Here is a 12,179-nt window from a genome sequence, read left to right as displayed (position 1 = left end):
CTTGCGGCTATTACTACGATTGTTTAAAAATAATATTTGAAATAATTGAATTTGACAATATAAAGCATAAACTTGATGAAGTTGATATGTTATTGAAAAAGTTGTTGAGTTTTCTAACGATGAATCGTTTATTAAAAAATAAGTGATTAAATATTGTTAGCGAGCGAGTTGGAGAGTTAGCGAGTTAGGAAGTAGGTAAGGAGTGCGTATGTTTGATATGAGTTTTGGTGCAGATGCTGGTTTTGGTGCAGGTGATGCGGCTGGTGACGGCTTGGAAAGCATGTATCAAGAAGTGATTTTGGATGCTGCGCGAAATCCGCATGGCAAAACTCATTTTGAAAGCACGGATGCGCTCGCACAAGCGGAATTGCAGGAAGAATTTCAAGAATCTGCTGAATCTGCCGAATCTGCAGAAAATACAGAATCTTCCGAAAATAAAGAATCTGCTGAAAATACAAAATCTGCCGAAATCACCCTAAATAATACTCACGAAAGTTGCGCTGTTACATCTGACGAAAACTCTGCTTTAGGTCAATCGCACCAATTCAATCCAACTTGCGGCGACGAAGTTACCATGCGCGTGGAGCTTTCACGCAGCGCAAATAATGACGAAACACCAATAGTGTCAAGTATTAAGTGGGACGGTCACGGCTGCTCAATTTCGCAAGCAAGCCTTTCAATGATGGTTGATCTAGTCGAAGGAAAATCAGTTGACGAAGCCTTACAATTAGACGCGCTTTTCCACAAACTTATGGAATCTCGCGGAGAAGGTTTGCAAAGCGAAGAGGACGAAGATGCGCTGGAAGATGCAATGGTTTTGCAAGGCGTATCGCGCTACCCAATGCGAATTAAGTGCGCGCTTTTGGCGTGGGAAGGCTTAAAAGACAGCATTGCAAAGGCTATGAAAGAACTATAAAATCTTTATGTAACGTAAAAGCAAGGAATATTATGGCAGAAAATCAATCGGCATCTGAGGTGATGTATGAAACGCATCCTGCGAATTTAAGCGCGAATGACATTGGCCGAGTTACAGAAGATGATATTTTAGACGCTTTACACGATGTTGTGGATCCTGAGCTTGGCATTGACGTGGTTGATTTAGGCTTGGTTTATGGTATTGAAATTGATGAGCTTGGGCGCGCAATTATTACTATGACGCTTACTACGCCTGCATGTCCGTTAACTGAATTGATTGAGGATGAGTGTGCGAATGCGCTCGCAGGCTTGGTGGAAGAGTTTCGTATTGATTGGACGTGGAAGCCGCGTTGGAGCGTTGAAAACATTAATGAGGACGGTCGCGCGCAGCTTGAGGCGCTTGGCTACAATCTCAACAGTTTGCAAGCGAATTTTGCTGCAGGAATGTACGGTTCTGGCGTAGTTGGCGATGCGTCAATGAGTGCTGGTATTCCGCCAACTGTGTGAGTATTTGGTTTGTGTGTTGTTTCTGTTTTGCTGTTTTGTTTTGAGAGCAACGTATTGCACAAGTGGGAATTATGGGCGCTGAAATAAAGGCAGTTAGTGCAAGCGGTATCTGTGATATTCGCGAAATAAGTGATGTGCGCGAAAATAGTATCCGCGAGTATGCTTTGCGCAGAATAACTGACGTTGTTTTCGACTTGCAATTGCTTGTGGATTGGGATGCGCGCCGCACTCTGGATGCAGATTATCCGGATTTTATTGGGGAAGTGCTTTTTAGTTTCGAGCCTGAGTGGGGATTTGAGTTTCACGAGTCATTGCGCGAGGCTGGGTGGAGCAGCAAGCAAGCGCTGGATTCGTTTGATGAGCATCACGGACCGGCAGTTACGTGGCTATATCGCTTGTATTTTGAGCGTTTCGAGCGCGGTTTTGCAGGCGAGCTCGCGGATGCTTCTGCCGCGGCGCGCGAGTTGATTGCGAGCGGCGTGCGCGTGTGGGCACTTGGTAACGCTTCTTGCGATTGGGTAAACTGCGCGCGCAAAACTTGCCCAATACTCAGCGAGCTTAACGGCGTTTGTGCATCTTACGAAACGCATTTGCGCAAACCTGACGTAATGCTTTACCGCACGTTTTTGCAACAAACCGGTCTTTCCGCTGCTTCCGCGCTTTTTCTTGAAAGTGACTCTCGCGCAGCTTCTGCAGCGTCGCTGCTTTATTCTTAAGCTGCATTTCTAATCTGCGCGCGCTCGGCCGCTTCGAGCGAATCGTAGCCATACATGTGCACGGTATTCGCGATTATCGTTTGTGTAAGATTTAGGTTTTCCGCGCGCAAGTTATGTACAAAACGCTGGTATTTAGCGAAAGTTGCGTCAGAATACGTGTTTAATTCGCCTCGCAAATACGTTTCAAAAGACGTATTCTCTGCCGTATCTTCGCTAGTTTTAAGCACGCGCATCGCAAAACCCAAATGCGGGTAGTGCTCGCGAAAATCCGCAGCCCACTCAACTTGAGTTAAAATAATCTGCTCCTGCGCGCTTTTTCTAGGCTCCAAAATTGGCTTAATATAAGGCTTAATCGTGCGCTCAAAAATTTCCGGCGCAGTCGACTCCATCATTCGCGCATACTTTTCCGTAATCAAATTGCGGCCGTCTAGATTTGCGCGCTCAAGATCCTGTTTATAAGACTCCTGCAAATCAAGCGGCCACGCCAAAAACTGACTCATGCGCATAATGTGAAAAGTTGGCCAGTTTCCTTGGCAATTCGCGCGTCCGCCTTCGTTTTCTGTAAGCTGGAACTGATCCCACTCGAGTTTGGTGATTTCTTCCGCAAGTTTTTCTGATTTCTGATTTTGCGCTTTCTGATTTTGCACTTCCGTATTTGCTAATAAATCGCACATCATAAGCTCCTTAAGCACGCAGCGCGCGAATTAATATGCGCTTCAACGTACGGCCGCTGCCATTCCAAAAAAGTTTCGTCGCAATCGCTTAAGCCTTGATATTGCAATTCTCGCACAATATCTTCGCAAATGCTGTCAATTATTTGCGTAACTTGCTTTTGCGCAATTCCCGCTCCTTTGCCGCCTTCGCCAAAACCGTCGCCGCCGGAACCGTCGCCGCCAAAACAAGCAGCGGAAGAAAGTCGCATTACCGACTCAAGTTTTCCGCACACTTCCGGAAGCCTAGAAGCCATGCGATTGCTGAGCTTGCGCAATGCCGCAAACTGCCACTTGTAGTAAGGCAAGTAGCCTGCGGTTACGGGATTGTTGAGCAGAAAAACGAGGGAAGCAGTTGCGCGCACGAATTCGTTGATAGAAAGCCATGCTGCGGAAGCGTCTTTGCGCGCGACCATGCGTGGGAAATTGTACTGGCCAGCTTGAGCCATCATTCCAAGTCTGCGCGAGATTAGTGAGATTCGCACATCGTCCGGCATGAGCTTGAAGCTTTGGCGCGCTTTTGAGAACTCGCCAAGAGGATCTGCGAAAATTTTTCCGTTCGTCGCTGCTGCAAGCGTTGACTCGCTTAATGAGAGCCATAAGTGCGGCTCGTTTGCGGCCGGGGCAGTGGGGAAGCCGGTTATATTTTCGAAAAATTCGCTTATGCGAAATATTCCGACGCGCTTGCTGCTTTCGCATGATTTGGCGCGCGGCGTTTCGTTGCGAGATTCAAAACCGGCGTATTTTTGCGGAAGTGCGTTGTAAGCGTTTTGCAAATCCGCGCCAATTTCCGCGTAATCTTCGTCAGTAAGCCACAAGCAGAATCCGGGACCAAAATCGTGGTCGCGCGAAATTTCGTCGTCAAAACCGTAGCATTCCGAACCGTGACCAACTAATCCTGCTGCAATGCGATTTTTGTACCTCGCGAATTTTGGCTGATCAAGTAACGGCTTTCCGTAAGTTTGCCAGTATGATTGCGCTAATTGCATGCCGGTTTTTATGTTATTGTTTGCTGGGTTATTCTTTGCTGTGTGTTGGTTTTCTGTTTGTTGGCTTGATGATTCTTGAATTTTTGTAGATAATTTTGCAGATACTTTTTCGGATATTTTCGTAACTTTTTCTGCCAACTCGCGCGTCTGTCGCAAATTTTCCGCCGTAATTGCGTAAGATTCGCTATCTTTTCCGTAGCATCTCGCAATCAAATCAAATGCCTTACTGTAACTCTCCTCAGCCTGAGCGTACTCGCCGCGCGCGCACTGTACTTGCGCAAAACCTGCCAATGCAGAAGCGTAGTGCGGCTGATTTTCGTTATTCCCCGCAATATACATGCGAACGCTGGTCGAAGCGTGTTCAAAAGCGGATTCAAGAGTTGCGGATTTGCTGTTTGTGCTGGTGTTGGGATGCGAGCACTCCTTCGTATGCTCCTTCGTACACTCCTGCAGCATCGCAAGCGCAAGATTCGTGTGCGTGGCGGCAATATCGATGTCGCGCTCAGGATCCGTGCTCGTATTTTGCAAAATTTCAAGCGCCTGATTAAGCTCCTCAATTGCATCATGCGTGCGACCGGTTTCGCTGTAAAGCATCGAAAGATTGTTGTGAAGCGCGGCAAGCTTGCGGTTTTTAGTGCCGAGCGTTTCAGCGGATTCGTTAAGAGCTTGAGTGTAAATTTTTTCGGCGCGATCGTAGTCGCCAGCCGCGCGGAGGCTAGTAGCAGCGTTAATTAGCGTAGTTGTGCCAGCTTCGGTGCCAGCTAATTGCATTTTGTTTGCAAGATTTAGAGCGCGATTGATGATTGGCTGATTTTTTGTGTGTTCTCCGCGCGAACGGTAAAAGCCCATGAGTTCGTTGAGAATAGACAGTTGCAGGGGATTGGTTTCGGCAAGTTTTCGCAAAAGATACGTTTCAATCGCGTCTGCGCTCGCGTGATTCGCGAACATTTCGTCAAGCTCGCTATAAAATTGCGCAGCGTTCTGCATCAAAGCCCCCTTGCTATTGCGCCTGTTCACAATCAATCGACTTCAATTTTACAGCCATGTAAAGAAACTGCCGTTTTTACGCCAAATTGCGGCAGAAACTTTACGCACGTGTAAAGGAAATATCGCCTACGCGCCTTAATTCGGCAGAAATTTTACAACCGCGTATAGGAAATGTCGGAATTGCGTGTGCGTGGGTGGAGGGTGATTCTAGAAATCAAAAGTCGGGCTGGCGGGATTTGAACCCGCGGCCTCTTCGTCCCGAACGAAGCGCGCTACCAAACTGCGCTACAGCCCGATGCTGAAACTAGCGAAAGCATATGCGCATAAAAGTTCCAACAACGTCCGTAATGTTACATGTTGGCTAATACAAATTATTGTAAAGCGTGTGCAAGTCACGCAAAGCAAGTCACGCAAAGTAAGTCCCGCGTAAGCATATTGCTACAGGCTGCGGAATTCCTTTGTAAATATATCGCAAATTATCGCTACAGCTTCTGTGCAAACATATTACAAATTATCGCTGCAAGTCGCGTATAAAACCTGTATTACCTACTGGCTACAATTAGCGTTTATGACTGACACCAATACTGCAATGTCTGCCGCGCAAAGTGCCGCAGAATCTGCCGCTAAAAATGCAGCAGAAAACGAAGCAACAGATACCGTCAATGAAATTGACACTGTTGAACATGCCGAAATGTTACTCGCTCAAGACGAGGCAATCGCCAAGCGCGTAAACGAAGGCGCAACCCTGGATGAAGCAATCGACCCAAGCAATAAAGAATTTGGGCCACAAGCTCATCCTGAGCAGGTACAGATGCGCGTTGCTAAGCGCGCAATGATGCTTAAGGAGGGTGTGCAGCCTTATCCTGTGCATCTTAACGTTACTGACACAATCGAAAAGGTGCGTGCTGATTTCGATGGCAAGCTTGAAGCAGGCGAAGAAACCGATACCGAGGTTGGTATTGCAGGTCGCGTGCTTTTCTTGCGTAACGCTGGCGGCTTGTGCTTTGTTAAGCTTTCTGCCGGTGACGGTACTACGATTCAGGCGATGGTTTCCAAGAAGGAAATTGGTGAGGAGTCCATTAAAAGTTTTAAGCAGATGGTGGATTTGGGTGACCACTTGTACGTTCGTGGTCGCGTGATTTCTTCTAAGACTGGCGAGCTTTCTGTATTTGCAACCGAGTGGGCGATTGCGGCTAAGGCTTTGCAGCCGCTTCCGGCTTTGCATAAGGAATTAAGCGACGACACTCGTACGCGCAAGCCTTATATTGGCATGATTGCGGACGAGAAGATTCGCGATATGGTTCGCAGGCGTTCGCGCGCTGTGGCTTCGCTTCGCCGCACTTTCGACAGTCATGACTTCTTGGAAGTCGAAACTCCAATGTTGCAAACGGTTCATGGCGGTGCTGCTGCTCGTCCATTTACAACTCACATGAACGCTTTCGACATTGATCTTTATTTGCGCATTGCGCCTGAACTTTTCTTGAAGCGTTGCTTGGTTGGTGGCATTGAGCGCGTGTTCGAAATCAACCGCGATTTCCGCAACGAAGGCGTGGATGCAACTCACGCTCCAGAGTTTACAATGCTTGAGGCTTACCAAGCTTACGGCACCTACGATACGATTGCTGCTCTTACCAAGGAGTTGATTCAGAAGGCTGCACTAGACGCATTCGGATCTACTAAGGTGACTTTGCTCAACGGCGAAGAATACGATTTTGGTGGCGAATGGAAGCAGATTACCATGTACGGCTCGCTTTCTGAGGCTTTGGGCGAGGAGATTACTCCGGAAACTTCTGTTGAGCATTTGGGTGCGATTGCAGACAAGCTTGGCGTTGAGCGCGATGACGTGGAAAATCACGGCAAGTTGGTTGAGCACTTGTGGGAGCACTTCTACGAGGATAAGCTTTACGAGCCAACGTTTGTGCGCGACTTCCCAGTGGAGACCAGCCCTCTTGTTAAGGGTCACCGCACAAAGCCAGGAATGGTTGAAAAGTGGGATTTGTATGTGCGTGGATTTGAGCTTGCAACCGGCTACTCCGAGCTTAACGATCCTGTTGTGCAGCGCGAGCGTTTTGTTGCTCAAGCTAAGGATGCTTTGGCTGGAGACGTTGAGGCAATGGATATTGACGAGGACTTCATTGAGGCTCTCGGCGTCGGTATGCCTCCTGCTGGCGGCATGGGAATGGGTATTGATCGCTTGCTGATCGCTCTTACGGGCGCAACTATTCGCGAGACGATTACCTTCCCACTCGTGAAGCCTCTTCGCTAGTTGGTAAGTTTTAAGGGATATAAAGCCGTTGGATGTTGGTTAACATTCAGCGGCTTTTTTGTATGCGATGAGGTTGTTGCGTAGTGCTCCATTTGCGATGGGACGCTCGCGCTATAAGCGCTCGCTTACGAAACTCGCGTTGGAAGTCCACTGGACTTCCAACTTGAGCGAGTTTCCGCTCCGAGTTGCTTTCGCGCGCTGTGCTGCGCTCAAGCATGTCGTCGCGCCCGCGTTTGGAGTGTTTGGTGTGGTGTATCGCTCCAAATGTGCGCAACTTTTCTCACATTTGGAGCATTTGGGTCTGTCGTCGTAAGGCGTTAATAAACTAGGTGACTATGACATACAAATTAATATTGCTCCGACATGGTCAGAGCGCATGGAATAAGACCAATCAGTTCACTGGTTGGGTTGATGTACCGCTGACTGAGCAGGGTGTTGAGGAAGCTAAGCATGGTGGCGAGCTTCTTAAAGAGAAGAACGTTCTTCCAGACATCGTGTTCACTTCTTTGCTTCGCCGCGCTATCAATACCGCGAATTACGCGCTTGATGCAGCCGACCGCTTGTGGATTCCAGTTCGTCGCAGCTGGCGTTTGAACGAGCGTCATTATGGTGCTTTGCAAGGTAAGAACAAGTCTGAGATTCGTCAGGAATATGGCGATGAGAAGTTCATGATTTGGCGTCGTTCTTACGCAACTCCACCTCCTGAGATTGATCCAAACGATGAGTATTCTCAGACGAATGATCCTCGTTACGCAGGCGATCCAGTTCCAGAAACTGAAGCTTTGGCAAACGTTGTGACTCGCGTAACTCCTTACTGGGAGTCGGATATTATTCCAGAGCTTAAGTCCGGCAAGACTGTAATGATTGCTGCTCACGGCAACAGCTTGCGCGCAATCGTTAAGATGCTCGACAACTTGAGCGAGGAAGAGATTTCCAAGGTGAACATTCCAACCGCTATTCCTCTGCTTTACGAGTTGGATGAGAACTTCAAGCCAATCAAGCCTCGCGGTGAGTATTTGGATCCAGAAGCTGCTGCTGCCGGCGCTGCTGCCGTGGCTGCTCAAGGTCAGAAGTGAGACTCTGATTAAGTTAGCTTTGAACTGCTTAAGTTAGCTTTTACAATAAAAGTAGGTTTGCAATTGATTTGCAGACCTACTTTTTTATTCACGTTTTATTTTCGTGCGCACTTTTGAGTAACTTGAAATTGCGTAGCGTGTTTTGCTGTAACCGCGTTACGCTACAACAGTGTCTTTATCTGGCTCTGGTTTCTTGGACGGATCGAATCCGGAAACAATAAACACAATTTGCCTTGCGACAGCAACGCAATGGTCTCCAATTCGCTCAATAAAGCGGCTAAGCAGAACGACATCAATTAACTGCCTGCGTGTACCCTTCCAATTTTCGCCTTCTACCAGCTCAAAAATCTTCTCGTGCAATTTGTCGAGTGCATCGTCGCCAGCAATAATAGTTTCCGCAATTTGCACGTCGCGATTTGCAACCATGGTCGTTAAGTGACCTGACAGTTCGCGCAAGAAATCAACCATTGCAACAATAGTTTCGCGTCCTTCTTGTGCAATAGCAGATTCAGGCCAGGTTCGTCTAGTAATTTGAGCGATATGACTTGTTAAATCGCCCATGCGTTCAAACGTTGCAGCTAATCGCATTGTAGCTACAACTTCGCGCAAGTCCGTTGCCACAGGGTTTTGACGAGCAAGCAAAGTCAAGCATTGGTCAATAGTGTTTGCTTCTAAAGCGTCTAAGTCTGCGTCTTTATCGATAACAGTTTGAGCAGCTTCCAAATCCGCGTTTAAAAGCGCGCTTCCAGCATCGTTCATAGCTTTTGCTACAAGTTCTGCCATGCGTTCGATGTTTGAAGCAATCGCCTTCATTTCTTCGTTGAAAATTACTCGCATGGTGCGTCCTTTCTCAGTGCTGTGAGTTTATTTGAACGCCTAGTTTGCACGTCGCTATAAGTCAGGCATCCTATGTAATTATAGACGACGCTGGTAACGAAGCGACCGAAACTTTACAGCCGTGTAAAGTTTCTGCCGCTTTTTAGTTGCATAGTTACAAAAGCGCGCAAAATATGAGATTATAGGAGTATGCCTCAAGGTTCTTCTGCGGTTGTGATCGTTGTATTTGTTGCTTTCGGCGTGCTTGCGTTGTGCGTTGTGCTTTCGTTGTGTGTGTTGATGTCTGATTGGTTTTCTACAGTTTTGCGTCTTTTTAAGCGAGCGTTTAATTATATTCGTGGCGCAAGGTATGGCGCAAAGTATGACGAAAGCGACGACATAACCGACGACATCAGCGACAACGCAAGCGACGACATCAGCGACGACGCGTCCCAAGTTTTGGCAATGCTCGACATGCCAACTGTTGTCATTGATGCCAACAATGACGTAATTCGCGCAAGTTCTGAAGCTTATTTGCTAGGTGTTGTTAGCGATGATTCGCTATGTCAGCCTCGCGTTCTTCAAGCTGTTAATTCCGTACGCGCTTCTGGCGGATTCGAGCGCTTCTCTTTGGTTACTTCGACCCCTGAGCGTTATGTGTCAATAACCGCAAATCCTCAAGAGTCAACCACTGTTTCGCGCCCTAATTGGCTTACTGTTACGGCTGGAAGCATTGGAGGCGGTATTGTAGTTGTAATTATTGAGGATACGAGTGCAGCTCACCGTTTTGCGCAAACTCGCGACGACTTTATTTCCAACGTTTCTGAGCAGTTAATGCGATCTACTCGCAACTTAACTCAGCTTACGAAAGTTTTGCAAAACGAACAGGTATCTGCGCAAAAAATTAAAGATATTGCGCAAATTGCCGGTAAATCTTCCAAGAAACTTGAGCACATGCTTGAAGATTTGTTATGGCTGGTTCGCGCTCAAAATCCTATTGATTTAGATTCTGCGCAAGTATTTTCTTTGAATGATGTTTTGTCGTATGTGCAAAATCAAGTTGCTGCGTTTGCTAAGGATTGTTGCGTACGCGTCGTGTCAAAAGTCGATTCGCACCTATGCGTGCGCGGTGAAATTTCGCAAATTCAAGCTGCAGTGCGGAAATTAGTTGAGAATGCAATTACGTATTCTCCAAAAAATTCTACAGTTTCGCTATCTGTGTCACTTTCAACAGATGGTCAATACGCTGTGATTCGTGTTGTAGATCGCGGAGTTGGCATTGATTTGCAAGATCAGTCGCGAATTTTTGAACGATTCTATCGTGCGAATAATCAAAATAGTCAAAGCCAGGATGGCGTAGGTTTAGGGCTTGCAATTGCTAAGCATGTGGCACTTACACACCACGGAAATATTACTCTTTGGAGCATGCCAGGGCAGGGTACTACCGTAAGTTTTGCGCTACCAATTGTAAATAAATAAGTAGTAAATAATTCAGCAAGTAGGAAAGTTAGCGGTAAGTTAGCAAATCAGCAATAAACTATTTTCCTAAACGCCTATAGTCCCAGCGGTCAAAATGTTCCCAAATTAATAGCAGAACGCCAATAATTGTTCCCGATGCGCAAAACAACACAGGAAACCAAGTTGTAATATGCAATAATGCAACAATAAGCGCAATTATTGTTGCGACTAACCACGCGATCGTTCCTATAGAAAAAACCTTTCGCAAATCAACTTGCAGCGGTTTCGGCGCTGCTTTTCGTGCATCAGGATTAACTATAGGTGCGAATTTCATACTTCCAACCATACAACTTACCGAAGTCTAAGTGTGACAAGTGCAGCTTAAGCGCGAAAATTGGCGGATTTAGGTTGTGTGCGTTTCTTACATCCTAACCACGTTGTAACCTTTCACATAGAAGATTGAAGGAAAGTCAGTTGGGGGTGTAGCGTTTGTGCGCTGCGTTCCACGTTTAACATAAGAAAGTGATTAGTATGAGACATGCTGCACATGGTGCCACAAAAGCAAAGAGGCGTGGTGATTCGCCGCTTTCGCTGTTTGTAGCTCAGCATGGTGCGCATGGTGCGCATAGTGTGCGCGGTATGCGTTCTGTTCAGACTAATCGTGTTAGTGAGCGTTTGGCTGCGGTTGCTACTAGCAATGGTGCTGTTGTAGAGCTTCCAGAAGCTGTTTCTGAGCGTTTACAGGAGCTTGTTCCTCAAAGCAGGCGCGCGCTTAGGTTGTCTAAGCTTGCTAATGAACGTCGTCGCAATGTAATACTTTCGGCTTCTCTTGTTGCAATGGTTGGTACTGTTGCAGCTACTATGGCTTTAACTAAGGTTAATAGTTTTGCTTCTCGCGCTTCCGAATTTGAGCCGTCTATGACTGCAGTTGGCGACGCATCTTCAACAGTTTCGCGTTCTAGCCAGCGTGAGTCTCTTGATCCTATGGCGACTATTAATAACACTGTTGACTCTATTGAGAATGCTGCTAAGAAATTGCATAATGCGGATTCTGCTGATGCTGCAAATAGCGCGAATGAAAATAGTTCTGCCCGCTCGGATTCGAAGCATAAAAACTTAGCCAGTAAGGTTGCTAATTCAGTACAACCTGGCACTTTTTCTACTATATCTTCGAAGTCTGATTCGTGGAATTTAGGTTCTGATTCAGGCTTTAATATTGCGGAAATGTCGCGTTCTGCTGCGAATAATCCTAAGGTTGCTTTGTTGATAGATAAAGACTTTGACGTTTTGCCGAAGGGCTTTAATCCAAATCACGCAACTGGGGATACCGGTAACGCGTATGAGTTCAGCCAGTGCACGTGGTGGGTGTATATTCGCCGCCATCAGTTAGGTTTGCCTGTTGGCTCGCATTTTGGCAACGGAAATATGTGGGCTGATTCTGCGCGCAGTCTTGGCTATTGGGTAGATAATTCCGCTCGTCATGTTGGCGATATCATGGTGTTCCGCTCAGGTCAGGCTGGTTCTGATCCATTCTATGGGCACGTTGCAGTTGTTGAGAAAATTAATTCAGACGGTTCTATTGAAACTTCTGAATGTGGCGCTTCTTACCAAGGACGAACTTTCTCGCGCAAGTTTGACGCTAAGAAAGTTTCTCAATATCAGTTTATTCATTACTAAAGCTGCATTACTGAAGCTTCGTTACTAGAGCTGCTTTGTTTGTTACTAAAATTAGTTTGTTT

11 protein-coding genes and 1 tRNA gene are annotated in these 12,179 nt (G+C 46.8%); 7 read left to right on the top strand and 5 right to left on the bottom strand.

The features are described from left to right. Window positions 1–208: 208 nt before the first annotated feature. From sufU to P0108_RS00490, 3 genes are all read left to right on the top strand, one after another. On the top strand, window positions 209–916 hold the full coding sequence (gene sufU, locus P0108_RS00500; protein ID WP_064621919.1) for a Fe-S cluster assembly sulfur transfer protein SufU: 708 nt from the start codon (window positions 209–211) through the stop codon (window positions 914–916). A 32-nt stretch (window positions 917–948) separates the two neighbouring features. After that, complete coding sequence (locus tag P0108_RS00495) at window positions 949–1,422, top strand: metal-sulfur cluster assembly factor (protein ID WP_004110664.1); 474 nt, start codon at window positions 949–951, stop codon at window positions 1,420–1,422. Between the two features lie 71 nt (window positions 1,423–1,493). After that, window positions 1,494–2,138 carry an HAD family hydrolase gene (locus P0108_RS00490; RefSeq protein WP_180963749.1) on the top strand — a complete coding sequence of 215 codons (645 nt, stop codon included), beginning with the start codon at window positions 1,494–1,496 and terminating at the stop codon, window positions 2,136–2,138. Here P0108_RS00490 and P0108_RS00485 read toward each other — a convergent pair. The 3 genes from P0108_RS00485 to P0108_RS00475 form a co-directional block, all read right to left on the bottom strand. Then, complete coding sequence (locus P0108_RS00485; protein ID WP_410310983.1) at window positions 2,135–2,812, bottom strand: DUF4125 family protein; 678 nt, start codon at window positions 2,810–2,812, stop codon at window positions 2,135–2,137. The genes P0108_RS00490 and P0108_RS00485 overlap by 4 nt on opposite strands. Further along, window positions 2,812–4,824, bottom strand: a complete 2,013-nt coding sequence (locus tag P0108_RS00480; protein ID WP_473730670.1) for a DUF4037 domain-containing protein — start codon at window positions 4,822–4,824, stop codon at window positions 2,812–2,814. Before P0108_RS00480 ends, P0108_RS00485 begins: the two co-directional genes overlap by 1 nt. Window positions 4,825–5,045: 221 nt before the next feature. Then, a tRNA-Pro gene (locus P0108_RS00475) sits at window positions 5,046–5,119 on the bottom strand. Between the two features lie 273 nt (window positions 5,120–5,392). Between P0108_RS00475 and lysS the strand changes: the two genes are divergently transcribed. Continuing rightward, window positions 5,393–7,090, top strand: a complete 1,698-nt coding sequence (gene lysS / locus P0108_RS00470) for a lysine--tRNA ligase (RefSeq protein ID WP_012913904.1) — start codon at window positions 5,393–5,395, stop codon at window positions 7,088–7,090. 335 nt (window positions 7,091–7,425) lie between these two features. Then, the gene (locus P0108_RS00465; RefSeq protein WP_410310986.1) at window positions 7,426–8,166 is read left to right on the top strand and encodes a phosphoglyceromutase; all 741 of its coding nucleotides are present in this window, start codon (window positions 7,426–7,428) and stop codon (window positions 8,164–8,166) included. A gap of 156 nt (window positions 8,167–8,322) precedes the next feature. Here the strand turns inward: P0108_RS00465 and phoU are convergent, their stop codons facing one another. After that, window positions 8,323–9,003, bottom strand: coding sequence for a phosphate signaling complex protein PhoU (gene phoU, locus P0108_RS00460; RefSeq protein ID WP_012913905.1), 681 nt, complete (start codon window positions 9,001–9,003; stop codon window positions 8,323–8,325). A 189-nt stretch (window positions 9,004–9,192) separates the two neighbouring features. On the opposite strand from phoU, the gene P0108_RS00455 reads away from it, so the two are divergent. Further along, window positions 9,193–10,461: a sensor histidine kinase gene (locus tag P0108_RS00455; protein ID WP_012913906.1), complete on the top strand. Its 1,269-nt coding sequence runs from the start codon at window positions 9,193–9,195 to the stop codon at window positions 10,459–10,461. 58 nt (window positions 10,462–10,519) lie between these two features. Here P0108_RS00455 and P0108_RS00450 read toward each other — a convergent pair whose 3' ends face one another. Beyond that, complete coding sequence (locus P0108_RS00450) at window positions 10,520–10,786, bottom strand: DUF2530 domain-containing protein (RefSeq protein WP_012913907.1); 267 nt, start codon at window positions 10,784–10,786, stop codon at window positions 10,520–10,522. Between the two features lie 185 nt (window positions 10,787–10,971). Here P0108_RS00450 and P0108_RS00445 point away from each other — a divergent pair, with 185 nt between their 5' ends. After that, entirely contained in the window at window positions 10,972–12,117 is a 1,146-nt protein-coding gene (locus tag P0108_RS00445; protein ID WP_076002664.1) for a CHAP domain-containing protein, read from the top strand. The last annotated feature ends 62 nt before the right edge of the window (window positions 12,118–12,179 follow it).

Source organism: Gardnerella sp. c10Ua_244, assembly GCF_055818055.1.
This window is presented reverse-complemented; position numbering and strand designations above follow the sequence as displayed.